Origin of the sequence: Lacibacter sp. MH-610, from assembly GCF_045780045.1 — a bacterium.
Taxonomy (GTDB): Bacteria; Bacteroidota; Bacteroidia; order Chitinophagales; family Chitinophagaceae; genus Lacibacter.
This window is the reverse complement of sequence record NZ_CP116002.1, coordinates 1,377,902-1,404,332: the sequence shown is the minus strand read 5'-3', so window position 1 is coordinate 1,404,332 and position 26,431 is coordinate 1,377,902. Positions and strand designations below refer to the sequence as shown.

Here is a 26,431-nt window from a genome sequence, read left to right as displayed (position 1 = left end):
GTGCAGTTTTTATTGGTGATAAATAGTAAACACTACATAATAGTTACCCCGGCTTTTTTATACGGAGTAAACAGTTTATCATCAGGGGACAGTTCGGAAATCAAAACATCCAGTTCTTCTGTTTTACAAATCTGGATACGTTGGGTGGTGTTGATTTTTTCAGAGATGGTGAGCGCTGCTACTTTAGCTGAAGATTCGATCATGGCTTTTTTTACCTGCACCACATCCCAGTCATTATCGGTTAGTCCGTTTTCACTGTCAATAGCGTTAATACCCAGCAGGCACAGATCAGCTTTTATCTGTTTTATTTTTAAAATGGCTTCTGCACCTACGGTTATCTGTGAGCTTTTCAATAATTTATCGCCAATGAAAATAATTTCAAGATGCGGGTGATGCACATACTCTAATGCAGCTGGCAAACTGCCGGTAATAAATGTAGCATGCAAACTTTCAGGAAGGGCCCGGGCCAGTTCAATTATAGTGGTACCGCCGCTGGTAAGAACGAACATGCCGTCTTTAATCAATGTAGCTGCCTTTTGTGCAATTACCTTTTTCTGATCAATGCTGTAAACCTGGGAATTATTAAAGGAACTGTGAAATGATTTGGACAATGCCCCGCCATGCACTTTAATCACTTTTCCTTTTTCAGCAAGTTCCTGCAAATCCCTCCGGATGGTATCTTCCGAAACATTGATCTGTTCACTCAAATCACTGCTGAGCACTTTGTTGTGCAGGTTTACCTGGTGAACAATAAAGGCCTGACGTTCGTGTTTGAGCATGCAATCAGTTTTGGCAGATGATCAAATGATATCCGAATTTAGAAAAACTTTGCAGAAACCTGCAAAAAATATTTCAACTTTCGGCACAAACCTGCAAAATCGTTCTTATTTTCAGGCAGCTAAATGCAAAACCAAGCACTTGCCATGAATAAAAACATAAGGGCTTTAGCAGCTATTGCCCAAAAAGACAGGCGAACCATCCTTGGCTTAATGAGCGGTACTTCTGTAGATGGACTGGATATGGCTTTGTGCCATATAACAGGCAGTGGGCGTGACACCCGCATTCAATTGGCAGCATTTGAAACAACAGCCTACCCACCTCATTTTAAAGATGAGATCAAAACTGTTTTTTCAAAGAAGCTGGTGGATTTTGAAAAGCTCACATTACTGCATCCATGGGTTGCCTTGCAGCAGGCTGATATCATTCTTTCTTTTTTGAAGAAGCACAACATCGGGAAAGAGGAAGTAGATATCATTGCCAGTCACGGGCAAACGGTTTATCATGCACCCAAGGCACTGCATCAGCAACAACAATTTGGTAACGCCACTTTACAGATAGGCGATGGTGATCATATGGCAGTAGCAACCGGAATTATCACCATCAGCGATTTTCGGCAGAAACATATTGCAGCTGGAGGCGAAGGGGCTCCGCTGGCCGTTTATGGTGATTATTTTATTTTTTCAAAAAAAGGCGAAGACCGCATTATGCTCAACATGGGCGGCATTGCCAACTTTACATTTTTGCCGGGCAGCATGGATGCCAACAAAATTTTCAGCACAGATACCGGACCCGGCAATACAATGATGGATGCATTGATGCAGCAACAGTTTCCCGGAAAGTATTTTGATGAAGATGCGGCGGTGGCCCGACAGGGGACCGTCAATGATTCTTTGCTGAAAGCATTAAAAGATCATCCGTTCTTTGAGCAATCCTTTCCTAAAACTACCGGACCGGAACTGTTCAATCTTTCTTATCTCGAACAGGCCAAACAAAAAGCAGGTGTTGCAGAATTGAATGTATATGATACCATGGCGACACTCAATTTATTTTCAGCCACTACCATTGCAGAGGCCGTACAAAAAACAATGCAGCAAAAAAATTCATTTGTTTTGTATGCAAGTGGAGGAGGCATGCATAACCCATTGCTGATGGAGCATATTCAAAACTTACTGCCCACTATAGTAATCAAGCATACCAGCGAATTAGGTATTCACCCTGATGCAAAAGAAGCCGTGTTATTTGCAGTACTGGCTAATGAATGTGTGGCAGGCGGCGATGTGCAGTTTGGAAAAGAATTGAAAGGGATACCTAGTGTAACCATGGGAAAGATTAGTTTTCCTTGGTAAAGCTTTAGCGTATCTCACTAATCAATATTTTATGAATTTGTATTTTGATTTTTTTCCAGATAGTTTTTCAGTTCCAGCAGCCCTTTATCAAAAGATGAGCCGATGATATGATCGAGGAAGATGCCGTAAAACCGCTCCCATGGATACCATTTGAGTTTGTATTCCATAAACCATTGCACTTCGCATTGTGATAAATTGTTGGGCAATGTGCGTATACGAAATCCTCCCTCACTGTCATTCATCTCTTTCAATTCATATTTGGTAGTAACCATGTTGGGTGAAAGGGAGAGCAAGGTAATGGTACCGCTGTTGTTTTTATTCAACCCCTTCCACTTAAAAAAAGCACCGGGCGCATTGGTAACCGGTGAGGTTTGTACCAATGCTCCTTCATCTGCTGTAACCCAGGGCATCCATTGACCCCACTCTTTAACATCACTCAGTTGTTGGTATACTTTAACACTATCAGCATCTACAATAATACCTCTTGAAATTTTTACAGAAGAAGGAATAACAAGACCAATCATCGTAAGCATGATGGCCAATCCAGTTATCACAAATAAAAACATCTTTATTAAACGCATGAAAGAAATTTGAAAATTTGAAAATTGAAAATTGAACCCTTGCACTTCTTACTTCTTATCTCGTGCCTCACTCCCACTTAAACACTTTGATAGCAATCACATAAACTAAAATCCCCCAAAGCAACAGAATACCTATTTCTGTTTTTACAGCCCACAAACTCTGACCTTCAAAAGCTACAGCACGCATTGCCGTATTCAAATGCGTAAGCGGCAGTGCTTTTGAAATCGGCTGCAACCATTTGGGAAATACTTCTACTGCAAAAAAAGTTCCGCCTAATAAAAACTGCGGCATGGTAATGAGGTTAGCAAAGGGCGGTATCGTGCTTTCATTTTTTGCAAGACCACTGATGATAAATCCAAAACCCATGAACACCAGCAAACCAAGAAAACTCAGCAACAACATTTCAAAAAGTGTTTGCACACCATGTATCAATGTAAAATCAAAAGCAAAATAACCTGCCAGTATAATCACTACAGCAGCTACCATTTGAAAAATAACACGGGCCAATGCTTCGCCTAATAAAATATAAGTACGCTTAATGGGTGTTGCAAAGTATCGTTTCAACACCAGCGTATTTCTTAACCCGAAAAACACAAAGGCAACACCAAACACACCGGTACTGAGCAACGAAAATCCAAGCTGACCGGGCAATATAAAATCAATAGTGCGGTACGGACGGATCTCCTGTATATCTCTTTCATAATTAAAATCAGGCACCGCATAAGCCGGTCTGTTAGTAAAAGCGGCATCACTTACTTGAGATGAAATAGATGAAAGAAGGCTCAACAACTGAGGCCATTGATCACTGCTGGCATTGGTGCTGCTTAGCTGATAGGTAACAGTTGGAATGGAGTCACCGGTTTTTTGAATTGTAAGTACGCCCGCCAGTCTTCCTTTGGCAAGGTCTTTATCCAGCGCTTCATTCGTTTCATACCTTACAATCCTGATACGGTTGCTTGCTTTGATAGAATCATATAAGGCATTCAAAGTATCACATTTTTCACCCAGGGCAACTTTATAAACCGGCACACCGCCGCTGTTACCGATGAATCCGAAAACAAGAATAAAAATAAAAGGGAATACAAAACTGAATACAACCGCCGAAGGGCTTCTCAGTATTCCGGTTAAACTTCCTTTGGTAATGGCCAGCATAGCACGAAGCTGGCTGTAGTTTGACTGCATAACGCAAAGCTATTGGTTTAACATCTGCTCTAAAAAAACTTTTACTCCTATTTTTACAGCATGCACAAAGCGTACATTTTGCTGGGGAGTAACAGGGGCAGAAGAAAAGATTATCTCAAAAAAGCCAAACGCCTCGTTCAAACGTATGCGGGAACCATTTTAAAAGAATCATCCATTTATGAAACGGCTGCCTGGGGCAAAACGGATCAAAAAGCATTTCTCAACCAGGTGATTGTAATTACAACAGATTTAGCGGCTGAAAAACTCATGCAAAGTCTGCTGGATATCGAACAACAGCTTGGCCGGATAAGAACCGAAAAGTTCGGCCCACGTACCATTGATCTTGATATTTTATTTTTTGATGAGTTGGTGATGAAAAGCAAACTGGTTACACTACCCCACCCTGCCATTCAGGATCGACGCTTTGTACTGGTGCCGTTGACAGAGCTTTCACCACGAAAAATTCATCCGGTATACAAACAAACCGTTACTGCATTGTTGAAAAAATGTACCGACACATTGGCTGTTATACCAATTGAACCGTAACTTTTCCACAACATAGCAATTCATTTTTTTGCTTTTACTGCTTCCATTAATTTGCCGACTTTCTGTTTTTGGGCTTTTACTTTTTATTGTCGGGAATTGGATATTTGAATTTTGGATGTTTCAATGAACTATCACTTTATTACCATAGAAGGAAATATCGGCGCCGGTAAAACCACCCTGGCCCACTTGCTGAGCAAGCACTACAATGCCCGTTTGATTTTGGAAGAATTTGCTGACAATCCCTTTCTTGCCAAGTTCTACGAAAACCCGCAACAGTTTGCTTTCCCCGTAGAGCTGTTTTTTATGGCAGAACGTTATAAACAGTTGAAAGAATTACTGCACACGCAGGACCTGTTTAACAGTGTTACCATTTCAGATTATCTTTTTACCAAGTGTTTGCTGTTTGCAAAAGTTACATTACCGGTAGATGAATTCCGTTTGTACCAGCGTTTGTTTGATATCATTCATCAGCAACTCATTCAACCGGATCTGTTGATTTACCTGCACAGCCCTGTGCAGAAATTACAGGAAAATATTAAAAAGCGTAACCGGAGCTACGAACAGAATATCCCCGATGATTACCTGTTCAACCTGCAGGAAACTTATACGCATTACATCAAACAGCACAACATTAAAACCTTGTTCATTGATATGAGCAATGCTGATTTGCTGGGCAATCCTGTTCACCTGCAAACCATCATTGAAGCTTTGGAAAAAGATTATGATGAAGGACAACATTACCTTGCATTACCATGAGCACACAACCAAACAGCATCAAACAATTTTTCATTAACAAGGAATTTGCTTGGTATGTATGGGCCCGCATCATCTTTATCGCCGGCATACGAATGACACCGGTACTGCTGGGCTGGAAGCTCTATGAAATAACCGGCAGTAAATTATCATTAGGCATTTTAGGATTGAGTGAAGTAATTCCGGCTATTCTGCTGGCATTGCCCGCCGGAGTAAAAGTGGATCAAAGCAATAAACAACGATTGATCTCTATTTGCATTTTTTGCTACCTGCTCATTATGTTACTCATGCTATTGGTTACTTCCAATTACTTCCTGTTACGTGTGCCCACACCTGCCATAGAATGGAGTATTTATTTACTGGTATTTGCAACGGGTGCAGTCAGAGCTTACAGCAGTCCGGCTTTTAATGCATTTCTTGCACAATTAGTAAAACAGGAAGAACTGGTACGTGCTACTTCCATTAACAGCATGGCCTGGTTGATGGCAGCAGTTACAGGGCCTGCATTGGGCGGTTTACTATTAGGCTATACAAACATTACCCTTGCATTTATCATTGTAAGCAGTATGGTTTTTCTTTCGCTGTTGCTGATGCAGAAGGTAGCACAGAAACCCATCACCTATGATCCGGGCAAAACAAAAACATGGGATAGTGTAAAAGAAGGTTTGCAGTTTGTATTGCATCAAAAAGCATTACTCGGCTCCATGACGCTGGATATGTTTGCCGTTTTGTTTGGAGGAGCAGTAGCATTACTGCCGGTGTTTGCAAAGGATATTCTGCATGTAGGTCCGCAGGGATTAGGTTGGTTAATGGCCGCTACCTATCTCGGCAATTTTGTGGCCATTGCTTTGCTCACCTGGAAACCACTTCGCAACAACCAGGGCAAGAAACTGTTTTACGTAGTAGCAGGCTTTGGTATTTGCATTATCATATTTGCTCTGTCAAAAAGTTTCGTGTTGAGTTTTGCAGCATTGTTTGTAAGTGGTTTGTTTGATGGAGTGAGTGTGATTATCCGTGGTACGGTACTGCAATTATTTGTACCCAATGAAATGCGGGGAAGAGTAAGCAGTGTAAGCTCTATCTTTATCAACAGCAGTAATGAACTGGGGCAATTTGAAAGCGGCGTAGCCGCTTCTTTAATGGGCACGGTACCAAGTGTGGTCTTTGGCGGATGTATGACCTTGCTGGTAACCATCATTACATGGTTAAAAGCGCCGGGATTACGTAAATTGGAGTATTAATTTACTGCATTCATATTCACGCCTTAATTATTAACTATGAACCGTCGTCATTTTCTTCGTAACACTGCGTTTACAACCGCTGCATTAAGTTTACCTGCAAAAGATTTATTGGCATTGATCTTACAGCAACCGGCCTGGAAGATTACTATGCTTACTGATGATATCGGAATATTTACAGAACGTGGCGGCACCATCCTGTTCTATGCAGGCAAAGAAGGTTATGTAGTTGTTGACTCCCAGTTTCCTGAACAAAGCAATCACCTCATTGAAGAATTGAAGAAGCGATCTGATAAACCTTTTGAATTACTCATCAACACCCACCACCACGGCGATCATAGTGGCGGCAACATTTCTTTCAAAGGATTAACAAAACATGTGCTGGCACATGAAAACTCAAAAACTAACCAGGAACGTGTAGCTAAAGCCAATAAAACAGAAGACAAGCAATTATACCCTGACCAAACATTTGGTACCGTATGGAGTCAAAAGATCGGCAAAGAAAAAATTACACTTCATTATTTCGGCGCTGCACATACAAACGGAGATGCACTCATACATTTTGAAAGAGCCAATATTGTACACATGGGTGATTTACTGTTTAACCGCCGCCATCCATTTGTTGACAGAAGCAGCGGTGCCAATATGAAAAGCTGGATAAGCGTTCTGGAAAAAGCCGAAAAGAAGTTTGATAAAAAAACAAAGTTTGTTTTTGGTCACTCTGCCGAGGGATTTGATATAACAGGAACTATTGCTGACCTTGCTGCATTTCGTGGTTACCTCGGTGCAGTATTAGATTTCACACAAAAAGAAATCAACGCCGGCAAAACAAAAGAAGAATTTATTAAAACAACGCAATTGCCGTTTGAAACACAATGGAAAGGAGATGGATTGCAAAGACCTCTTACCGCAGCTTATGAAGAGTTAACAACTTAATAAAAACAGATAACTCATTGTCATCATTGATTACTCAAGTTCCCCAACGGAACGTCTTCACATCAATCCCTGCTAAATCCAACACCCGGTCTACAACGGTTGCCGCAACTTCCTCAATCGTTTTTGGAACGGAATAAAAAGAAGGCGTGGCAGGTGCTATGATGCCACCGGCCAGTGTTACCGTTTCCATGTTGCGGATATGGATTAAACTGTAAGGCGTGTCTCTAACCACACAAATCAGTTTTCTGCGTTCTTTTAAAACAACATCAGCAGCACGGGTTATCAAATCATTGGAAATACCGGCTGCAATGCGGCCCAGGGTACCCATACTGCAGGGCACAATAATCATGGTTGTAAAACGGGCAGAACCGGATGCAAACGGTGCATGAAAATCCATGGTGGAATAGGTTTTGAAAGGAAGTTCCTTATAGCTTTCATTGCCCAGCTCTGTGCGCCATACATCTTTGGCATTTTCCGTCATCACCAATGCTACTTCTTCGTATTGATTTTTGGCAGCGGCCAGTTTTTCTAACAAAACTTTGGCATACACAGAGCCGCTGGCCCCCGTCATAGCTACAACAATTTTCTGCACCTTGATTCGTTTAATGTTTAACACTAACAAAAGTACAATGCAAAAGTTTGTTTTTCTTTTTCTCCTTGCGTTACCCGTTCTGTTCATGGCTGATGCCCAGACTAAAAAAACCGGTGAAAGCATACAGTGGCTCACGCTGGAAGAAGCAGAGGCAAAAATGAAAACACAACCCCGCCCTATCCTGATTGACCTCTATACAGATTGGTGTGGCTGGTGCAAAATGATGGATAAGAAAACATACAGTCACAAGGATTTAATCCGCTATGTGAACGAGAAATTTTATGCCGTTAAGCTTAATGCAGAAACCAGGGCCGGGCTTACATGGAAGGGAAAAAACTATGTATTCAACCCCCAATACAAAACTCATGATTTAGCCATTTATTTAACGGGAGGCGAGCTTTCTTACCCCACTACCGTGTTCATTCCCGACACCAACAGCGAACCGCAACCGATTGCAGGTTACCTGGAAGTAAAACATATGGAAACCGTTACCACCTATTTTGGCGAAAAAATGTACGGCAAACAGCCATTTGAGAGTTATGCCCGCCGTTATAAACCGCAATGGAAATAGATTAGAATTGTAGATTTTAAAGGATTTTTCTTTAAATTTGTTGTGATGATAAGGTTTAATGGTTAATGGTAACTGATTAGCAGCCTCTTCCTACCGGAAGAGGCTTTTTGTTTACCGGATGATTACCCGGCCTTATCATTTCAGAATAACCTGTTGTTTTATTTTCCCTTTACCGCCTCCGTTTTAAAAATCATGTACATAGCTCCCGCAGGCACAAAACCATAAGGCATATGCCTGTTTTTTGAGGCGGGAACAGCTACTACTGTTTTATTACCGATAACACCTACTTTAAAAAAACGGTACCTGAGCATGGTGTTACGGGCACCCAGGCGCTTTTCAAGTGTGTTTACGGCATCAGGCCAGTTTTGCTCCTGGCTGTAGGTAACTACCTGGTTCACCAGTTCTTTGTTGTTCAATTGGGAGGATAACTCTGCTTTATCGGATTGCTTAAAAGAATAGCTGGAGTACAAATCACCCATATCAGCAACTGTTACTTCCTGTGTTTTTTTACCGTCAAATTGAAATTTACGGGAAGTGCAACTCACCGAAGCGATGAATCCTATCAGCAACAAATACTTTGTGAACGCCATACAATGCGTTTATTTTTTGGGATCAAGAAAAATCTGGAAACCAACCGACGCATTTACATTGAATGCATTATTGGTATACTTGCCTTTGTTCTCACTTCTTGTAGAACTGGGTGGCGCAGTAAATTGAGTATTGGCAATATAAGAGTAGTCGTAAGAAGTGCTGATGTATGCAAGTCCGAGCCCGAGGTCAAAACCAATATTCTTTCCGATCATTTTTGTAACACCAAAGCCGCCCCCGGCATTGATATTAAAAATTCCTTTCTGATCTTCTTCCCACTTGGTTGTCTGAACTGTTGAAGCAGATGTTCCTGAACCTTTACCTGAACCGAAGCCGGCAAAAATACTTGCCTGTACATAAGGCAGAAATCCGGAGTTGCCAAAATAGTAACGGGCAAAAGGTCCCACACCGATTGTAATGGTATTGGACTTGCTTTCAGCACCACCACCATCTTTTTTGGAGGAAGCAAAGTTAACACCGATGTTACCGCCTACTAAAACATTTTCACTGATAAACCATCCCATGGATGGATTGAGTGATACATTAAAATTATTGGTAGCTGTTTTACCCGTACCAACCAGTTCCTGATCAAAGGAAGTAGAGTTACCTGTAAAACTGATACCGCCGATATTAAACCCGACCGTACGGGTTCCTTTTTGAAATTGTGCAAAACTGCTTACACTTAAAAACAAAGCGAGACAAAAAAAGAAATGTTTCATGTGTTGATATTAAAGTTGTTTGGTATGCGTTTCTGTTCAATAATGCATTGAAGATATTGAAAACATATTCACAACAAAAGATAGGGCTTTTTATTTTGACTGGATTAATTTCTCCAGCACAAAATAAGTAATGGGGCAAAAAGTAGCATTCTTAAGAGTGAGATGGGGCCGTTTTAAAATCACATCCTCATCCGTATAAGGAAACCGTTCACAATCAGAAGGCCGCACTTCGTAGATGGAACAATAATTATCAGCACCCAAAAACGGGCAGGGTTTGGTCTTTACCACATAATCACCTTCTTCATCTAACCGCAGGTATGTTTCAATAAAAACTCCTTCTTTCATACCCAGGTGTTTACTGATCCGTTTAATATCAGGTGTTTTAAAACGGGGCGAATAATTTTTGCAGCAATTGGCACATTGCAGACAATCCACTTTTTCAAAAGCTTCTTCATGCAGATCGGGAAGTTGCTTCAGCACTTTATTTTTATCGGCCCTTTGCAAAAAGCGTTTGTACTCTTTTTGATGATCGGTACTCTTTTTTTCCCAGTTGTTTAACAGTTCCTCCGCCATGGCACAAAGAACGTTGATTTTTTGATTTAACAGGCTATCCCCAGCCCTGTTGGTCATTCATTTTGAATGTCTTCTGCCCGTACCTTTGCCCCGTTTTAAAAATTGACCCCATCTTATAAAACGCAGCTTAATATTATGAATCTCTTTGAACAGCAGCAGAACGAATTTGCCAAACGCCATATCGGAACAATCGGATCTGAATCCTCCCTGTTATCCGCCATCGGCATTTCTTCCATGGAAGAACTTATTACTAAAACAGTGCCTTCTGCCATCAGGGCATCCCATGAACTTGATCTGCCGGAAGCGATGAGTGAAGCAGCCTACCTGCAACACATCAAAGAACTTTCACTCAAAAACAAAGTCTTTAAAAATTATATCGGCCAGGGATATTATGATACCATCACTCCTTCTGTGATTCTCCGTAATATTTTTGAAAACCCGGGATGGTACACACAATACACTCCTTACCAGGCAGAAATTTCGCAGGGTCGTTTGGAAAGCTTACTCAACTTCCAAACCATGGTGAGCGATTTAACAGCGCTGCCCATTGCCAATGCTTCCCTGCTGGATGAAGCAACCGCAGCAGCTGAAGCTATGAACATGCTGTTTCATCACATCAATCGTACGGATAAAATTGAACGGCGTAAGTTTTTTGTGGATGAAGAAGTATTTCCGCAAACAAAAGATTTATTGGTAACCCGTGGCACTCCTATCGGAATTGAAGTAGTGTTTGGTGATTATAAAACGACCAACATTGATGCTACTTATTTTGGTGCATTGGTTCAATACCCCAATAACAAAGGTTCTATTGAAGATTACAGAAATTTCATTGAGCAGGTTCATACAGCAGGTGCTATGGTAGCCATGGCTACTGATTTATTAGCCTTAACCCTCTTAACACCTCCCGGTGAGTTAGGTGCCGATGTGGCTTTTGGAAGCGCCCAGCGTTTTGGTGTGCCTTTAGGTTTTGGCGGACCACATGCTGCGTTCTTTACTGCCAAAGATGAGTTTAAACGTTCCATGCCCGGTCGCATCATCGGTGTAAGTATTGATGCACAGGGAAACCGTGCCTTGCGTATGGCGCTGCAAACAAGAGAGCAACACATCAAACGTGAAAAAGCAACCAGTAATATTTGTACAGCGCAGGCCTTACTGGCAAATATGGCTGCTATGTATGCCGTATATCATGGTCCGGAAGGATTAAAGAACATTGCGTCCCGAGTGGCTTTGTTAACACAAACAGCAGCGGAAGCCATTAAAGAAAGAGGATTTGAACTGGTAAGTGATGCTTATTTTGATAGCCTCACGGTAAAAGTAAAAGACGCCGTTGCTATTAAGGCAAAAGCGGAGAAACAACAGATCAACCTGCGTTATTACAGCAATGAGTTGATTGGTATTTCTCTGGATGAAACAACTACGGCAGAGGATTTATATGATTTAATCAATTGTTTTGAAAATGATGTAAACGCTGTTGCTTTCAGCATTGATGAAGCAGCCGCCTTGCAGCATATACCTGCAGCATTGCAACGCAGCAGCAATTATTTAACGCATCCTAACTTTAATACCCATCACAGCGAAAGCAGGATGATGCGTTACATCAAACAATTAGAGAATAAAGATCTGTCGCTTAACACTTCTATGATTTCGCTGGGCAGCTGTACCATGAAGCTGAATGCAGCAACTGAAATGATGCCGCTGAGCTGGGCACACTGGAGCAAGCTGCATCCTTTTGCGCCGGCCGATCAAACAGAAGGTTACCGGGAAATGATTACCAACCTGGAACAATATCTCAACGCCGTTACCGGTTTTGATGCCTGCAGCATGCAGCCTAACAGTGGTGCACAAGGTGAGTTTGCAGGTTTACTCACCATCCGCAATTATCACCTGGCTAACGGTGATGCACATCGTGATGTTATGCTCATTCCTATTTCTGCACACGGCACCAACCCTGCCAGTGCGGTGATGGCCGGCATGAAAGTAGTAGTGGTAAAAGCATTGGAGAATGGTTACATTGATGTGGCTGATTTTAAAGCAAAGGCAGAGCAATACAGTGCCAACCTTGCCGGTACGATGATTACCTATCCCAGCACGTACGGCATTTTTGAAGAGAGTGTAAAAGAAATCTGTGATATCGTTCATAAACATGGCGGACAAGTGTACATGGATGGTGCTAATATGAATGCACAGGTGGGCTTAACAAGTCCGGGATTAATTGGTGCTGATGTGTGCCACTTAAACCTGCATAAAACATTTGCTATTCCACACGGCGGTGGCGGCCCCGGCATGGGACCGATTTGTGTAAAAGCACATTTAGCTAAACATCTGCCCGGTCATTGGGCCCTGAGCGTAGTCGAAGGGACTGATGCCAACACTGAGCGTAGTCGAAGTGTGGCACCACATGGTTCCGTTTCTGCTGCACCTTATGGCAGTGCATCTATTCTCCTTATCTCTTATGCATATATACGCATGTTAGGCGCCGTTGGTGTAAAGCAAGCAACGGAGTATGCTATCCTCAACGCCAATTACATGAAAGCCCGTTTGGAAAAAGATTTTGATATTCTTTATGTAGGTGCTAATGGCACCTGTGCGCATGAATTCATTGTAGATCTTCGTCCGTTTAAAAATACAGCCGGTATTGAAGCTGAAGATGTAGCCAAGCGTTTAATGGATTATGGTTTTCATGCTCCTACTATGAGCTTTCCGGTACCGGGCACGATTATGATTGAACCTACTGAAAGTGAAGACAAAGGTGAACTTGATCGTTTCTGTGATGCACTCTTAAGCATCCGTGCAGAAATAAGGGCCATTGAAGAAGGTAAGGCTGATAGGGCAGATAATCCATTAAAGCATGCGCCACATACACAGTTTGTTGTTACAGCTGATGAATGGAAGCACGCTTATACACGTCAGCAGGCCGCTTATCCGTTGTACTATGTAACGCATAACAAATTCTGGCCGAGTGTGGCAAGAGTGAACAACACACATGGCGACAGGAATTTGATTTGCACCTGTGAGCCTGTGAGTAGTTATGCAGAGGCATAAATGATCAGTAACATTCATAAATTTAAAATCCTGCATTACTGCAGGATTTTTTTTGCTATCGAGAACCTCCACAATATGATGCATATAAATAACCGTTTTATTAAAGTTCATATTAGAATGATTGCTAATTTTTTATTACCTGTTGGCTATACACCATTTCCTTACTGATTACTTTTATAAAATAGGTGCCGGAAGATATCCGACTCATGTCCAGGGATATCAAAGTTTGGCCTGCTGCTTTGTATTGCATCATAACTCTCCCAAATAAATCAGTAACCTGTAAAACTGTTTCATTAGTACTCCATGAAGTTGGCAATTGCACAGTTAGATTATTAACAGCAGGGTTTGGATATACTTTCAAGGATGATACAGGTCTTACTTGTCCATAACGCAAATTTTTAACTTCGGAATAATAGTGAGCGCCTGTAAAATCAACAAATTTGATCCTGTAATATACAACTGCTTGATCAGCAGGCAACAGTTCTTCAAAATTGTACTTCTTAATATCGTTATCGTCAATAAAATTTTTACCCTCTATTTTGGTTACAGTTTCAAAGTCAACAGCATTCAAACTCCTTTCCACCGTAATTGCAGACAGATTTATTTCTTTTGCTACGCCCCATGTTAAAAAGGCGTTTTCATTACGCTTCACCACATCAAAAAAAGCCGGGCGAAATGAAAGTACATTGAGCAATGTTGCACCGGGCGTACAGTTATTATTGATTGAAGCAGGCGTAAGAAATGCGTTCAGATACATCCTGATTCCATTAATTGAGGAAATTGTGGTTAAGCTTTTAAATTCATGATTACCGATATAAAAAACCAATCCTCCCCCTTTATCTGCATTCGTAAGTTTTGAAACACTGGCACCTATCGGCGATCTTGAAAGGTTGTTGTTAGCCGCATGCAAGTGTGTATTATTTGTATTGAAACTCAGCGTAGACAGTTGCCAGTTTCGAAAGCTTCCTCCCTGTGAAATACTAAACTCCCCCTGAAACTGGCTGAACGAAAGATCTGCACTTGGATAAGCAACAGAACTTGCCATGATATTGGAATTTACTTTTGTAATTCCGTTGGTTGATTGAAACCGGCCAAGGCTGTTATTTTCATAAGCTAATACCGCTTCGCATTGTGCCAGAAAATTACCACCATTCGTAATAAAGGAACGCACAGCTCTCATTTCAGCCTCAGCTACAAAATCATCATGAGGTTCACTTGCAAAATTGAAACAACGGGAAAGAAGTTCAGTCGCCTTTATGCTATCATAATTCAATTTGGGAACAGAAGCAAATTCAAAATAAGAGAGATGAATGGCTGTATTATCACCATCTTTAATAATACCAGCTTTAGGCACATAGCCGGCCATATCATAACGCACATCAACCATTACTGCCTGTGTGGTTTTAAAAACGGCAGGACGGTCATTACCGGTTAATCCATTAGAAGTATAAAATGAATGGATCAATGCAGCAACTCCAACGGTATCAGTGGCATTGATCACAAATGGACCGCTTGAAAAACTGCGTACACTCATGGCATCAGTAGACGGCAACATACGTCCGGCAGCAACTGTAAAATCGGTTGCATCTTTTGATTTACCCGCACGGATAACCCATTTGAGTTTTACTTTATTATTGAGCAAATGCACAATAAGACCATATGTTTTCAGATTAAAATAACCACTACTGTTTAGCTGCAAGCTATTGTCCATCGGAATTACATAGCTGTTAGCAGGCAGGTTCATTAAATTGGCCACAGGTCGTGGCAGATCTTTCGTGGCCTGGCCATTGACAGATAGGAAAAACAGACCTGCACAGGCAAGTCCGGTCAACACCGTTTTCATATAGGGGTACATTTCCTGTATATACGGGTAAACAATTAAGTAGGATCACCAGGCTCTTAACTTTTTTCAATCTCATAATCAGGAGTTTATACCACAATAAAAAAACGGCAATACGCATCGCCGTTCTTTATAAGGTCCCACAGGAATATTTTATCACTTCTTGAAACTTGCTGGTTGAGCAAGGAAAGCGCAAAGTTCAGTGTTGTAACCACTGCAGATGCTGACGCCTGTCAATCATTCCTCTGTAATACATCATTTCAGCGGGCTTTATTTCGTACTACCTTCCGTCAACAATAAAAAAACTATACAATCAATCAATAAAACTGAAACATGAAAAACGGAACTAAAATATTGATTGCATTGGGTGCAGGTGCTGCCATTGGTGGTGTGCTGGGACTTTTGTTTGCTCCGGCCAAGGGGGTTGAAACCCGTCAAAAAATTGCCGAAAGCGGTAAGAAGCTCAAAGATCAGTTCAATGAAAAATTGAAACTGGGCAAAGAACGGCTGGAAGAGAAATTTAACGGCAAAGTAGCTGAAGAACACAGCTGAAACAACCAGCCTGAAAATGGAACACGGTGTACCATGGAAAAGAAAGCCCGTTAAGGATGAAATAAAACCTGGCGGGCTTTCCTGTTATGGCTAATCATTCATCAATCATGTATAAATCAGTTTTACTAATTGCCATTCTGCTTTTATACAACAGCGGCTTCGCACAAAAACAAACGGCTCATCGTTTTCATGCTGGTATTGAACTGGATGCCTTGCCTTATGCCACAGGCGGATGGTTTGCAGCAGCATGGGCCGGTAATGAGCAGTGGCGCATCCGCTTACTTACTGCTGCTGTAAACAAACCAGATTTTACAACAAGAAAAGGTTTCACCAATCATCATATAAGGGCTTATGCTGCTGTGGCAGATTACTCGTTAAAAAAAGATTGGGAAGGTTTCTGGCTGGGTGGCGGTTTGGTTTTATGGAACAGTACCATACAAACTGATGCAAGGCTGCAAACAGCTTCTTTCACTAATTATTTATTGAATGGAAGTGCGGGTTATCATTTTACACTGCATAAAAATATTTACCTGAGTCCATGGGCAGGGCTCAGCATACGTACAGGCGGAGATAAAGATGTGGCAGTAGATACCAAACAATATACTTTACCCCTGCTCAACCCCGAAGCTTCTGTAAAAATCGGGTTCTGGTTTTAAGTAAAAGGAAAAATTTAATTCTGCCTGGGTTTATCTACAAGGTATAACCACTCTGCTTTTGTAAGCCATGAAATGCCAAAGGCCGCTAAAGCAATCGCTTCTCCCCAAAATACCAAACTGTATTTTTCACAGGCAGCTTCAAAGAAAAACATACTTACAGCAAGTGCTGCAATACAACCAATCATTATCAGGCCACAGGCGAGGTACAGTTTATTTCTTTGTTTTTTCTCGGGGGTAGGTGCCGTATCTTTTTTTGTTTTACGAAACAGGTAAACAGAAAAAATAATAAACACCGTAAACAAACCAATAGCAAAAACAAAATGTGCATAATGCACCCATCCTTTAACGGTGGTGGGAAATAAAGCCACTCCCATTGCCATAACAGATCCTGCGTTGGCAACTTTATTATCTACTGATTCCGGGCCTTTATAAGCAAATAAAAAAAAGCTGAGGGCAAACAATACACCTACCAAAATATCACCCCCTGCGGTATTATCATAATAATCACTGATGGAGAACTCCAGTTGAAAACTTTTTTCAGCAACAGCTTTGCCTGTAAATACAAGCAAGGGTAAAAAAATACCGGCCAGCCCCATTAAAATACGGAGGGTTTTATAAGAAATAATCTGATCGTGATCGCTTTGCTTGTTTAAAGGAAGAAATGCTGACATAATGGTTGCTTTGATGATTCCCAACAAAATACTGCAGTGCATCTTTAAATGCAAGCAAAAAAAATCTCCCGGCATGCGGGAGATTTTTTATAACATTCTTTACGAATGATTAGCTGAGATGCTTTGACAGGTGCTTAGCCATATCAAACATAGACACCTGGCTCTTACCACCAAATACTACTTTGAGTTTATCATCAGCATTGATCATGCGTTTGTTTTTAGCATCCTGCAATTTGTTCTTGCGGATGTAAGCCCAGATTTGCTTTACAGCCTCAGTGCGGGGTAATGCTTTAGCACCTACTACAGCAGCTAATGCAGCACTGGGAGTTAATGCTTTCATGAACGCAGCATTAGGCTTACGTTTTGCTTTTGCTTTTTTGGGAGCAGCTTTCTTAGCAGCTTTTTTAGGAGCAGCTTTTTTGGCAGCCTTTTTAGGAGCGGCTTTTTTTGCGGCTTTCTTAGGAGCAGCTTTCTTAGCTGGTTTCTTTGCTTTTTTTGTTGCCATGACGTTTTTGTTTTTGAATGTTAATGGGAATGGTAATTACCATTTCAAATATATGTGATAAATAGAGTGAAACAACAAATACTTTTTCACTTTTTTTGAGTTTTCCCCAATGAAAATGAGTTATTCACACCTTGGTTTCCCAATGAGAAAAAGGAAAAACCGCCATTTTCTCCAATGAAAACATCAAAACTGTATGTACATTTTCACTGCATTCACCAATGAAAATATCCTCGTATTTACTGCCATTTCCTATTTAACAAGGATCAAAAATGAGAATACGTATGTCGTTCCTCCAATGAAAATTTCAACTTTCACTACTTTGAATTCAGAAAAATTCATTTTTATTTTATGGTCCCAATCCGCACCCCCGCAGTTAAAATACACACCGTTAACAGCAAGCAATGAAAACAAGAAAGCATTTTTAAACTCTTAAAACCCGTTTGCTATGCCATTCAAATCCATGCTGTACACAGCATCCTTCTTCGTATTCGTATTGGTGTTTTCCCAATGTAACAACGACCAAAAAACGACTGCTGCCCGTTCCTTTGGCGGTTATGAAAGCCAGGTAAAGTGGGGCGAACACTTAATGACGGTAGGCGGTTGTGGTGATTGCCACACGCCTAAAAAACTTACACCGCAGGGGCCGGTTGATGACAGCAGTTTAATGTTAAGCGGTCATCCTGCACAGTTTCCTTTACCGGATATTGACCGAAGTCTTCTGGAATCAAGAAACATGTTTGCGTCTCAAACACTCACATTCTGGATGGGGCCATGGGGTGTAAGTTTTGCCGCCAACTTAACACCTGACTCTACAGGTACATTATCCTGGACAGAAGAACAATTTATAACAGCTTTACGTGAAGGTTATTCAAAAGGCATAAAAGGGAATCGCAAATTATTACCGCCTATGCCCGTAGAAGCCACCAGGCACTTTACAGATGATGAATTAAAAGCCATGTTTGCTTATATCAAAACAATCAAACCTGTTAAGAACATAGTTCCTCAACCATTGCCTCCTTCAGGTGCAGCATCCGCAGCTGCTCCACCTGCTTCAAAATAAAATCTAAAAACAACTCCGCTTTAAACAGGCGGAGTTGTTTTTTAAACACCATTCATCCATTTTCTTTTGCAGTTTAATCATGTGATTTAACTTTATCACAAATCAACAAACGCATGAGAAAGATTCTGTCCTTATTTGTTGTGCTGTTATCCGTTATTATTCTCAACGCACAACAAACACAAAAACCGATTTTACACGGCAAACATTGGATGGCTATTACCGGCAAACCTTTAGCAGCTACTGCAGGTGCCATGATGTTTCAGCAAAAAGGAAATGCAGTTGACGCTGCCTGTGCTATGCTTGCTGCTACCTGCACCATGTGGGATGTATTAAGCTGGGGTGGCGAAACACAGGCACTCATCTATAATCCAAAAACAGGAAAAGTAATCGGCATTAATGCTTTAGGTGTGGCACCAACAGGAGCTACACCTGAATTTTACAAAAGCAAAGGCTATAATTTTCCGCCACAGTACGGACCGTTGGCAGCAGTTACTCCCGGAACTTTTGGCGGTTTGTGTTTAATGCTGGCGAATTATGGCAAGCTGAGTTTAAAAGATGTATTGGCACCTGCTATGCAGATGGCTGCAGGGTACCCTATTGAAAGTTCAACTGCCAATAGTATTGAACGGCAAAAAGCATTGATTAAAGAATGGCCTTACAGTAAAAAAGTTTTTCTTCCGCACCTGGGACAAAAAAGAGAAGCACCGGAGGGTGGTGAAATATTTGTACAGAAAGAGTTACTGGAAACACTCACCAAATTAGTTGAAGCCGAGCAACAGGCATTAAAAAAAGGAAAGAATAGAAAAGATGCGATCATGGCAGCTTATGATCGTTTTTACAAAGGTGATATTGCGCAGGAGTTTGTTCGTGGATGCCAGGAGCAGGGCGGTTTAATTACCATGAATGACCTGGCTAACTGGAAACCCATTGAAGAAGAACCCATGCATGTGAATTACAAAGGTATTGAAGTGTACAAACTGCAACAATGGACACAGGGCCCGATGCTGTTGCAATCACTCAACATACTGGAGAATTTCGATTTGAAAAGCATGGGCTTTAACAGTGCCAAATACATTCATACGATCTATCAAACTATGAATATGGCATTTGCTGACAGGGATTTTTATTATGGAGATCCTGCATTTCCACCTGCCGAACCCATGCAGGGGCTCCTGAGTAAAGACTATGCAAGGCAAAGAGCAAAACAGATTATGTGGGAACGTAACAATGCCAATGTGGGCCCCGGTGATCCTTATCCGTTTCAGAACGAAACAAATCCTTACATGGATATGTTGAAGAAGCGTGGTTTTTCAATGGACACATCATCAACAAATAAAAATAATTTCATGCCCAGCCATGATGTGCGTAATAACGGAGTAGCTATGAATGATCCGGAGTATATGGAACGCTTATGGATGGGCACTACCAGCGTTGAAGCAGCGGATGAAGAAGGCTGGGTGGTTTCTATTACACCTAGCGGTGGATGGATTCCTGCCTGTATTGCAGGTAATACCGGCATCGGAATGAGTCAGCGTGGACAAAGTTTTGTATTGGATCCCACACTCAATCCTTTCAATGTAATTGAACCCGGTAAACGTCCACGGGTAACACTCACTCCAACGATGGCATTAAAAGACGGCAAACCGTTTTTATCATTTGCAGTACAAGGAGGAGATACGCAGGATCAGAACTTATTACAATTCTTTTTGAATGTAGTAGAGTTTGGTATGAATGTGCAGGAAGCAACAGAAGCACCAAATATAAATACCAATCAATTATGGCTTTCATTAGGTGGAGAGAAAGTAGCAGACCGCAGGCCAAGACCCGGCAATTTATTATTACATGATGCAACACCTGAATGGGTGCGAAAAGAATTAAGACAAATGGGTTATCAACTTTCATTTGATGATCGTACCAGCGGACCCATCAATGCTATTTGGTTTGACTGGAAGCACGGCAGCTTCTGGGGTGGCAGCAGTAATCATGGTGATGATTACGGCATCAGCTGGTAAAAAAAATTAAATCCCCGTCATTACAACGGGGATTTTTTTTCATCATCAGCATTCCGAAAATTGTAGTTCAGGTTGAAATAATCATTGTTTGATAAATGTTCCGGTTAATCGTTCGCCTGTATGCAAATGAATTAATTCCGTTAAATACTGTCCCTTGGAAAAAGCGGAAACATCAAAACTTAAATCATTTGCATTACGATTGGAAGAAAACACAAGCACACCTGTTAATGAATACATTCTTACCTGGTACGTTCCTTTCATAAAATGACCCTGCAGCCTTACCTGGTTCCGGGCAGGGTTCGGCCATATTTGTAAGCTGTTGCCTTTTTTTACAATTGAAGACCATGTAACGGTGTTACTGTAAGCGGTTAAACCGTTTACATATTTTGCAAGTACCCGGTATTCTCTTTTTGTATCAGTTACCCCGCTCAAATCTTTGTGGGTATAAGTAATCGCTTCTGTTTGATTCGTAGCCGGCATGGTAGCAATCATCTCAAAATTGCTCCCCTCCTCTCTTCGCTCAATTACAAAATGATCAATCAATTCATCTGCTGGGGCTTCCCATTCCAGTTGAGCAAAACCACTTTTATCAGTAAGGGCAAGATGATAACTATTACCTGCCAACACACCTTGCACAGGGCCGATGAAATAGATATTATCACCACTTACACTGATGGGATTAACACTTCCTTCATTACAGGCACTCATATCAAAGGGTTGATAAGGATTGGATGTGTTACCCTGGCGAATAATAACCAAACCAATTTCAATTTTTGAAGAAGCCAGTTCGGCATCATGGCCCCCGTTATCTTTTGTAAAAAACTGGGCAATAAAATCAGGTGTATTAAACCCGTAACCCGGCTGATTGAGATTATAATAAGCTGCCTGTGTAGGATCATTAAGCGTAAAAAAGATATCAAGCAATAACCGCATTTCATTAGGCGGAACATTCATGATGTTAAAACACCAGCCGGTAGAGCGGTTAATATAACGGCGTTGCATGGTCTTTGTTAAAGCACTATTTGCAATTGTTGCAACTCTGGAAGAAGGCGATTCTGTTCCTACTGCAGGACTGGGGCCTGTATCAACGCCTACAAAATTGATGTACTCTGGTGCATTAATTCCGGAGTTCTGATCAGTGAACTTGTACATAAAACTCCGGTAGCCGCTATATGTTACAACGCTGCTGTTATATTGAAATCCAAACCGCTGCCCGATGTATTCGAGGTTTACATTAGAATTTGTATTGTTACGGATACCGATGCGGATGGTAATACGATTGGTAGTGTTATCATAAAAACAATTCCCCAGTATTTCTGCCTGCTGGGCTTTTACCGTAAGAAAACATACCAATAAAACCGGCACTAAGAGTAGACTTTTGATCATAGGTGATACATTTAAAATCTCTTAAGCGGCTTTCATTAAGGACATGAAATGTAACGGTTTACACAAGGATGTGCAGATTGCTGACTGTAAGTTCTCTGAAGTGGTAATAATTCTCTTGGAGAAAGGATCCGGTTAGCTTTCAGGGGATAGGTAGTATAAAGATAATACGATTAAGCCCCAAAATGCAAGCCCTTAAGCCGGTTTTTATTTTTTACCTGATTTAGTACCCTTTAAAATTCATCAATCAGGACCGTCATTTTAACTCAAACCATACTGGTTTTGTGTCGTTTACCTCACCATTATAGTTGATGGAAAGTTCTTCGCCGGGTGCAATAGCACGAACTGCTTTTAAAAACATGGCACTTTCTTCAAAATCCATGAAATAATCACAATTGGCATCTGAGGAATGATTGTAAATAGGAATCCAGCCCAGCGCCATGGCACATTGGCTGCGGTCTTCGCCCCATTCAAAAATATAATCATGTAAAAGCGTAGCATCCAGATGCGTACGGTCCTGTGCACTCATTACAATCACTGGTGCAATTTCAATCACATCTCCTGCATCAATGGCTTCATGGGTAAACACCCCTCTTCCCTTTCCTTCACTGTTATCGATATATAAACTTTGTAAACGCATCATAAGCTTATCATTCAGCCTGGAGCCAAAGAAACTAACTTTCCCCGTTTCTTGATCCACTAATATTTGTTGAAAGGAATCTTTAATATCATTTTTCATCCCGACCTCTGTAATTTCGGGACATAAAATCACATTTCGGTTTAACACAAACATCGATTCATGGAACTGGATTTGGAAAAAGAAATACCGCTCAAAGAACAGTTTGAAGAACTCATGAGCCGTGAGGATAAACTGGAAATCCAGGAATTCCTGAACAACCAGAACATCAGCGATGTGGCGGAACTGGTGTATGAATTTCCGGACTATGAAAGCCAGATCCTGGCCAATATGAGTGTACACCGTGCTGCCAGCGTATTTAAAATCCTGGACCTGCCCACGCAAAAACAGATCATTAAAGAACTGCCGCCCTTTAAAACAGCGGAACTGCTGAATGAACTCCCGGCAGATGACCGCACTTCATTTTTAGAAGAATTGCCCAGCAACGTGGTACGTGAACTCATTAAGCTCTTGAATCCTGATGAGCGAAAAATCACTTTATCACTGCTGGGTTATCCTGAAGACAGTATCGGTCGTTTGATGACGCCCGATTATGTATATGTATATGCTACCGATACGATTACTGAAGTATTTGACACTATCCGTAAATATGGCAAAGACAGTGAAACCATTAATGTGATTTATGTAATTGATAAGAAAGGAAATTTGCTGGATGATCTCCGCATCCGTGATATCATTCTTGCTTCACCTGAAAAAACGGTAGAAGAACTGATGGATGGCCGTGTAATTGCTTTGAATGTGGATGATGACCAGGAAACAGCCAACGAAGCATTTAAAATGAATAACCGAGTAGCATTGCCCGTGGTGAGCAAGAGTAATAAACTGCTGGGCATTGTAACCATTGATGACGTATTGTGGGTGGCCAATGAAGAGTTTAGTGAAGACATGCAGAAGATGGGTGGTACGGAAGCATTGGACGAACCTTATATTGAAACACCGATTTTTAAACTCTTCAAGAAAAGAGTAGTATGGCTGATCATATTATTTTTTGGCGAGCTTATTACCATCACTGCCATGCAGAGCTATGAAGATGAGATTGCTAAAGTGGTGATACTGGCCACTTTTATTCCTTTGATTATTTCAAGTGGTGGCAACAGCGGTTCACAGGCTGCTACCTTGATTATACAGGCAATGGCGCTGGGCGAAATTACTGTTGCTGATTGGTGGCGTATCATGCGCAGGGAGATCATATCCGGGTTGTTGCTTGGCTTTTCATTATGCATCATTGCGTTTTCTGTTATTTTCATCTGGCAATCATTTACAAATACGTTTGGTGATCATGCAGCATTGATTGGTTTAACGGTAGGCTGCTCATTGGTTGGTATTGTTATGTGGGGCACTTTAATGGGCTCCATGCTTCCTTTATTCCTTAAAAGAATGGGAGCTGATCCTGCTGCTTCTTCTACTCCCTTTGTAGCTACACTGGTGGATGTAACAGGAATCATGATTTATTTTTCAATGGCCTATTTATTTTTAAAGGGAGTGTTGTTGTAAATGACTGAAAGGCGACACCTTTCTCAAAAGGTGTTGTCTTTAACATGATGAAAAAAGTAGTATGGCTGAAAGGCTGTGGGATTGAAATAAAAATACCGACTTACAATTTGGCGGTATTGTAATGAAAAGTCCGATAATAGCTGCCCCTTGTACAATTAAAGAAAGCTCCAAAAACTCATCATTTGCCAGACAAGACTTTTTAAAAAAATTGCTTTTCTCCTCTATTCATCATCCACTTATTTTTGTCGGTCTTAAAACTACAGAACAACTATGTGCGGAATTGTTGGTTATACCGGTCCAAGAGAAGCTTACCCGATTGTTTTAAAAGGTTTAAAACGCCTGGAATACCGTGGTTATGACAGCAGCGGTGTAGCCCTGCTCAATCATGGTCTCAAAGTTTATAAAAAGAAAGGCAAGGTGGCGGAGTTGGAAGAAAGCCTGATTGGCGCTGATGTAAAAGCAAATATCGGCATCGGGCATACACGCTGGGCAACACACGGAGAACCCAGCGACCGTAACGCCCACCCGCATGAAAGTGCCAGCGGCAGATTAGCGATGATCCACAACGGTATTATTGAAAACTACGCACTCATTAAAAAAGAACTGGAGAATAAAGGTTATAGTTTTAAGAGTGATACGGATACAGAAGTGCTGTTGAACTTTATTGATGATATTCAGCAACACAATGATTGCAGTCTGGAAGAAGCAGTACGTGTAGCATTGAAACGTGTAGTAGGTGCGTATTGCATTTTGTTGATTGATAAAGAAGACCCTCACACCATTATTGCAGCACGCAAAGGAAGTCCGTTGGTAATTGGTATTGGCAAAGGTGAACATTTCCTCGCCAGCGATGCAAGCCCCATCATTGAATACACAAAAGAAGTGGTGTATGTAAATGACTATGAGCTTGCCATTGTTCGTCCGGATGAATTGATTTTAAAAAACCTGGGCAACGAAAAAATTACTCCTTACGTTACCAAGCTGGATATGGAACTGGCAGCTATTGAAAAGGGCGGCTACGACCATTTCATGATCAAAGAAATTTTTGAACAGCCTAAAACCATCTATGATTGTTTGCGTGGAAGACTGGATGTAGCAAAGGGAACGATTACCATGGCAGGTGTTGAAAATTATATGGAGCAGTTGAAAAATGCTCACCGCATCATCATCATCGCCTGCGGTACCAGCTGGCATGCCGGTTTAGTAGCGGAATACATCATTGAAGAATTGTGTCGAATACCGGTGGAAGTAGAATATGCTTCTGAATTCCGTTACAGAAATCCTGTAGTGAATAAAGGGGATGTCATCATTGCCATTTCGCAAAGTGGTGAAACGGCTGATACATTGGTCGCCATTGAAAAAGCAAAAGAACAGGGTGCTATCATTTTCGGTGTAGTGAATGCAGTTGGTTCTTCTATTGCACGTGCAAGCCACACCGGCGCTTACACACACTCCGGACCTGAGATTGGTGTAGCCAGTACCAAAGCCTTTACAGGTCAGCTGGCAGTGCTCACTATGATTGCATTAAAGATTGCTCACAACAAAGGAACCATCAGTGAAGAACGCTACCTGCAATTATTGCAGGACTTACATGATGTACCGGAGAAAGTAGATGCTATTTTAAAAAATGCTGAAGAAGTAAAAGCAATTGCTGACAAATATAAAGATTCAACGGATGCACTGTTTTTGGGCCGAGGCTATAATTTTCCGGTGGCACTGGAAGGTGCGTTGAAGCTGAAAGAAATTTCTTACATCCATGCAGAAGGTTACCCCGCCGCAGAAATGAAGCACGGGCCCATTGCATTGGTAACCGAAACATTACCGGTGATCTTTGTTGCTACTAAAGATTCTTATCATGAAAAAGTGGTGAGCAATATGCAGGAGATAAAAGCAAGGAAAGGAAGAGTGATTTCCATTATTACCGAAGGCGATGAATTAAGCACAAGCCTGAGCAATGATGTATTTGCTGTGCCGCCTGCTGATGAAATTGTAGCGCCCATGCTGAGCGTGATTCCATTACAATTACTATCTTACTATGTAGGTATAGCAAAAGGCTACGATGTGGATAAACCGAGAAATTTAGCCAAGAGTGTAACGGTGGAATAGATATTGT

Annotated in this window: 25 protein-coding genes; 13 read left to right on the top strand and 12 right to left on the bottom strand. The window is 41.4% G+C overall.

Features of this window, described 5'->3' with window-relative positions; all coding sequences use genetic code 11:
* Positions 1 to 32 precede the first annotated feature (32 nt).
* On the bottom strand, positions 33 to 779 hold the full coding sequence (locus PDL71_RS06405; protein ID WP_407526949.1) for a DeoR/GlpR family DNA-binding transcription regulator: 747 nt from the start codon (positions 777 to 779) through the stop codon (positions 33 to 35).
* Positions 780 to 923: 144 nt separating this feature from the next.
* Here PDL71_RS06405 and PDL71_RS06400 point away from each other — a divergent pair, with 144 nt between their 5' ends.
* Positions 924 to 2,126, top strand: a complete 1,203-nt coding sequence (locus PDL71_RS06400; protein WP_407526946.1) for an anhydro-N-acetylmuramic acid kinase — start codon at positions 924 to 926, stop codon at positions 2,124 to 2,126.
* A gap of 29 nt (positions 2,127 to 2,155) precedes the next feature.
* Here the strand turns inward: PDL71_RS06400 and PDL71_RS06395 are convergent, their stop codons facing one another.
* Together PDL71_RS06395 and PDL71_RS06390 are read right to left on the bottom strand one after the other, a co-directional pair.
* A complete protein-coding gene (locus PDL71_RS06395; RefSeq protein ID WP_407526944.1) occupies positions 2,156 to 2,707 on the bottom strand; it encodes an SRPBCC family protein in 552 nt (183 codons plus the stop codon).
* A 67-nt stretch (positions 2,708 to 2,774) separates the two neighbouring features.
* Entirely contained in the window at positions 2,775 to 3,890 is a 1,116-nt protein-coding gene (locus PDL71_RS06390; protein WP_407526941.1) for an ABC transporter permease, read from the bottom strand.
* A gap of 60 nt (positions 3,891 to 3,950) precedes the next feature.
* Here PDL71_RS06390 and folK point away from each other — a divergent pair, with 60 nt between their 5' ends.
* From folK to PDL71_RS06370, 4 genes are all read left to right on the top strand, one after another.
* On the top strand, positions 3,951 to 4,436 hold the full coding sequence (gene folK, locus PDL71_RS06385; protein WP_407526938.1) for a 2-amino-4-hydroxy-6-hydroxymethyldihydropteridine diphosphokinase: 486 nt from the start codon (positions 3,951 to 3,953) through the stop codon (positions 4,434 to 4,436).
* 123 nt (positions 4,437 to 4,559) lie between these two features.
* On the top strand, positions 4,560 to 5,192 hold the full coding sequence (locus tag PDL71_RS06380) for a deoxynucleoside kinase (RefSeq protein ID WP_407526935.1): 633 nt from the start codon (positions 4,560 to 4,562) through the stop codon (positions 5,190 to 5,192).
* Positions 5,189 to 6,430: an MFS transporter gene (locus PDL71_RS06375; RefSeq protein ID WP_407526932.1), complete on the top strand. Its 1,242-nt coding sequence runs from the start codon at positions 5,189 to 5,191 to the stop codon at positions 6,428 to 6,430. The genes PDL71_RS06380 and PDL71_RS06375 overlap by 4 nt, the downstream gene beginning before the upstream one ends.
* Before the next feature lie 36 nt (positions 6,431 to 6,466).
* Positions 6,467 to 7,363, top strand: coding sequence for an MBL fold metallo-hydrolase (locus PDL71_RS06370; RefSeq protein ID WP_407526929.1), 897 nt, complete (start codon positions 6,467 to 6,469; stop codon positions 7,361 to 7,363).
* Between the two features lie 34 nt (positions 7,364 to 7,397).
* Here the strand turns inward: PDL71_RS06370 and PDL71_RS06365 are convergent, their stop codons facing one another.
* A complete protein-coding gene (locus PDL71_RS06365) occupies positions 7,398 to 7,955 on the bottom strand; it encodes a UbiX family flavin prenyltransferase (RefSeq protein ID WP_407528390.1) in 558 nt (185 codons plus the stop codon).
* Between the two features lie 85 nt (positions 7,956 to 8,040).
* Here PDL71_RS06365 and PDL71_RS06360 point away from each other — a divergent pair, with 85 nt between their 5' ends.
* Positions 8,041 to 8,526: a thioredoxin family protein gene (locus PDL71_RS06360; protein WP_407526927.1), complete on the top strand. Its 486-nt coding sequence runs from the start codon at positions 8,041 to 8,043 to the stop codon at positions 8,524 to 8,526.
* Between the two features lie 158 nt (positions 8,527 to 8,684).
* Here the strand turns inward: PDL71_RS06360 and PDL71_RS06355 are convergent, their stop codons facing one another.
* The 3 genes from PDL71_RS06355 to PDL71_RS06345 all read right to left on the bottom strand — a co-directional run bounded on the left by PDL71_RS06355 (position 8,685) and on the right by PDL71_RS06345 (position 10,406).
* Positions 8,685 to 9,116: a hypothetical protein gene (locus tag PDL71_RS06355; RefSeq protein ID WP_407526924.1), complete on the bottom strand. Its 432-nt coding sequence runs from the start codon at positions 9,114 to 9,116 to the stop codon at positions 8,685 to 8,687.
* Between the two features lie 9 nt (positions 9,117 to 9,125).
* On the bottom strand, positions 9,126 to 9,833 hold the full coding sequence (locus PDL71_RS06350; protein WP_407526922.1) for a hypothetical protein: 708 nt from the start codon (positions 9,831 to 9,833) through the stop codon (positions 9,126 to 9,128).
* Between the two features lie 90 nt (positions 9,834 to 9,923).
* Positions 9,924 to 10,406: a YkgJ family cysteine cluster protein gene (locus PDL71_RS06345; protein WP_407526919.1), complete on the bottom strand. Its 483-nt coding sequence runs from the start codon at positions 10,404 to 10,406 to the stop codon at positions 9,924 to 9,926.
* 135 nt (positions 10,407 to 10,541) lie between these two features.
* On the opposite strand from PDL71_RS06345, the gene gcvP reads away from it, so the two are divergent.
* Positions 10,542 to 13,448: an aminomethyl-transferring glycine dehydrogenase gene (gcvP, locus tag PDL71_RS06340; RefSeq protein WP_407526916.1), complete on the top strand. Its 2,907-nt coding sequence runs from the start codon at positions 10,542 to 10,544 to the stop codon at positions 13,446 to 13,448.
* A 124-nt stretch (positions 13,449 to 13,572) separates the two neighbouring features.
* Here gcvP and PDL71_RS06335 read toward each other — a convergent pair whose 3' ends face one another.
* Positions 13,573 to 15,291, bottom strand: a complete 1,719-nt coding sequence (locus tag PDL71_RS06335; protein ID WP_407526913.1) for a T9SS type A sorting domain-containing protein — start codon at positions 15,289 to 15,291, stop codon at positions 13,573 to 13,575.
* Positions 15,292 to 15,621: 330 nt separating this feature from the next.
* Between PDL71_RS06335 and PDL71_RS06330 the strand changes: the two genes are divergently transcribed.
* Complete coding sequence (locus PDL71_RS06330) at positions 15,622 to 15,840, top strand: YtxH domain-containing protein (protein ID WP_407526910.1); 219 nt, start codon at positions 15,622 to 15,624, stop codon at positions 15,838 to 15,840.
* 107 nt (positions 15,841 to 15,947) lie between these two features.
* Entirely contained in the window at positions 15,948 to 16,496 is a 549-nt protein-coding gene (locus tag PDL71_RS06325; RefSeq protein ID WP_407526908.1) for a hypothetical protein, read from the top strand.
* Between the two features lie 14 nt (positions 16,497 to 16,510).
* Here the strand turns inward: PDL71_RS06325 and PDL71_RS06320 are convergent, their stop codons facing one another.
* On the bottom strand, positions 16,511 to 17,167 hold the full coding sequence (locus PDL71_RS06320) for a DUF998 domain-containing protein (RefSeq protein WP_407526905.1): 657 nt from the start codon (positions 17,165 to 17,167) through the stop codon (positions 16,511 to 16,513).
* Between the two features lie 109 nt (positions 17,168 to 17,276).
* Positions 17,277 to 17,672, bottom strand: a complete 396-nt coding sequence (locus PDL71_RS06315; RefSeq protein WP_407526902.1) for an SWIB/MDM2 domain-containing protein — start codon at positions 17,670 to 17,672, stop codon at positions 17,277 to 17,279.
* 445 nt (positions 17,673 to 18,117) lie between these two features.
* Here PDL71_RS06315 and PDL71_RS06310 point away from each other — a divergent pair, with 445 nt between their 5' ends.
* Positions 18,118 to 18,732, top strand: a complete 615-nt coding sequence (locus tag PDL71_RS06310) for a diheme cytochrome c-553 (protein WP_407526899.1) — start codon at positions 18,118 to 18,120, stop codon at positions 18,730 to 18,732.
* Between the two features lie 113 nt (positions 18,733 to 18,845).
* Positions 18,846 to 20,744, top strand: coding sequence for a gamma-glutamyltransferase family protein (locus tag PDL71_RS06305; protein ID WP_407526897.1), 1,899 nt, complete (start codon positions 18,846 to 18,848; stop codon positions 20,742 to 20,744).
* Between the two features lie 81 nt (positions 20,745 to 20,825).
* On the opposite strand, the gene PDL71_RS06300 is transcribed toward PDL71_RS06305, so the two are convergent.
* Both PDL71_RS06300 and PDL71_RS06295 read right to left on the bottom strand, forming a co-directional pair.
* Positions 20,826 to 22,130, bottom strand: a complete 1,305-nt coding sequence (locus PDL71_RS06300; RefSeq protein ID WP_407526894.1) for a T9SS type A sorting domain-containing protein — start codon at positions 22,128 to 22,130, stop codon at positions 20,826 to 20,828.
* A 253-nt stretch (positions 22,131 to 22,383) separates the two neighbouring features.
* Positions 22,384 to 22,827 (bottom strand): SET domain-containing protein, encoded by a 444-nt coding sequence (locus PDL71_RS06295; protein WP_407526891.1) that lies wholly within the window; start codon positions 22,825 to 22,827, stop codon positions 22,384 to 22,386.
* Between the two features lie 99 nt (positions 22,828 to 22,926).
* Between PDL71_RS06295 and mgtE the strand changes: the two genes are divergently transcribed.
* The gene (mgtE, locus tag PDL71_RS06290) at positions 22,927 to 24,318 is read left to right on the top strand and encodes a magnesium transporter (RefSeq protein WP_407526889.1); all 1,392 of its coding nucleotides are present in this window, start codon (positions 22,927 to 22,929) and stop codon (positions 24,316 to 24,318) included.
* 270 nt (positions 24,319 to 24,588) lie between these two features.
* Complete coding sequence (gene glmS / locus PDL71_RS06285) at positions 24,589 to 26,424, top strand: glutamine--fructose-6-phosphate transaminase (isomerizing) (protein WP_407526886.1); 1,836 nt, start codon at positions 24,589 to 24,591, stop codon at positions 26,422 to 26,424.
* Positions 26,425 to 26,431: the final 7 nt, after the last annotated feature.

Coding starts and splice junctions, on each gene's coding strand:
- PDL71_RS06405 (WP_407526949.1), bottom strand. CDS start 779: ATGCTCAAACACGAACGTCAGGCCTTTATTGTTCACCAGGTAAACCTG.
- PDL71_RS06400 (WP_407526946.1), top strand. CDS start 924: ATGAATAAAAACATAAGGGCTTTAGCAGCTATTGCCCAAAAAGACAGG.
- PDL71_RS06395 (WP_407526944.1), bottom strand. CDS start 2,707: ATGCGTTTAATAAAGATGTTTTTATTTGTGATAACTGGATTGGCCATC.
- PDL71_RS06390 (WP_407526941.1), bottom strand. CDS start 3,890: ATGCAGTCAAACTACAGCCAGCTTCGTGCTATGCTGGCCATTACCAAA.
- folK (WP_407526938.1), top strand. CDS start 3,951: ATGCACAAAGCGTACATTTTGCTGGGGAGTAACAGGGGCAGAAGAAAA.
- PDL71_RS06380 (WP_407526935.1), top strand. CDS start 4,560: ATGAACTATCACTTTATTACCATAGAAGGAAATATCGGCGCCGGTAAA.
- PDL71_RS06375 (WP_407526932.1), top strand. CDS start 5,189: ATGAGCACACAACCAAACAGCATCAAACAATTTTTCATTAACAAGGAA.
- PDL71_RS06370 (WP_407526929.1), top strand. CDS start 6,467: ATGAACCGTCGTCATTTTCTTCGTAACACTGCGTTTACAACCGCTGCA.
- PDL71_RS06360 (WP_407526927.1), top strand. CDS start 8,041: ATGGCTGATGCCCAGACTAAAAAAACCGGTGAAAGCATACAGTGGCTC.
- PDL71_RS06355 (WP_407526924.1), bottom strand. CDS start 9,116: ATGGCGTTCACAAAGTATTTGTTGCTGATAGGATTCATCGCTTCGGTG.
- PDL71_RS06350 (WP_407526922.1), bottom strand. CDS start 9,833: ATGAAACATTTCTTTTTTTGTCTCGCTTTGTTTTTAAGTGTAAGCAGT.
- PDL71_RS06345 (WP_407526919.1), bottom strand. CDS start 10,406: ATGGCGGAGGAACTGTTAAACAACTGGGAAAAAAAGAGTACCGATCAT.
- gcvP (WP_407526916.1), top strand. CDS start 10,542: ATGAATCTCTTTGAACAGCAGCAGAACGAATTTGCCAAACGCCATATC.
- PDL71_RS06335 (WP_407526913.1), bottom strand. CDS start 15,291: ATGAAAACGGTGTTGACCGGACTTGCCTGTGCAGGTCTGTTTTTCCTA.
- PDL71_RS06330 (WP_407526910.1), top strand. CDS start 15,622: ATGAAAAACGGAACTAAAATATTGATTGCATTGGGTGCAGGTGCTGCC.
- PDL71_RS06325 (WP_407526908.1), top strand. CDS start 15,948: ATGTATAAATCAGTTTTACTAATTGCCATTCTGCTTTTATACAACAGC.
- PDL71_RS06320 (WP_407526905.1), bottom strand. CDS start 17,167: ATGTCAGCATTTCTTCCTTTAAACAAGCAAAGCGATCACGATCAGATT.
- PDL71_RS06315 (WP_407526902.1), bottom strand. CDS start 17,672: ATGGCAACAAAAAAAGCAAAGAAACCAGCTAAGAAAGCTGCTCCTAAG.
- PDL71_RS06310 (WP_407526899.1), top strand. CDS start 18,118: ATGCCATTCAAATCCATGCTGTACACAGCATCCTTCTTCGTATTCGTA.
- PDL71_RS06305 (WP_407526897.1), top strand. CDS start 18,846: ATGAGAAAGATTCTGTCCTTATTTGTTGTGCTGTTATCCGTTATTATT.
- PDL71_RS06300 (WP_407526894.1), bottom strand. CDS start 22,130: ATGATCAAAAGTCTACTCTTAGTGCCGGTTTTATTGGTATGTTTTCTT.
- mgtE (WP_407526889.1), top strand. CDS start 22,927: ATGGAACTGGATTTGGAAAAAGAAATACCGCTCAAAGAACAGTTTGAA.
- glmS (WP_407526886.1), top strand. CDS start 24,589: ATGTGCGGAATTGTTGGTTATACCGGTCCAAGAGAAGCTTACCCGATT.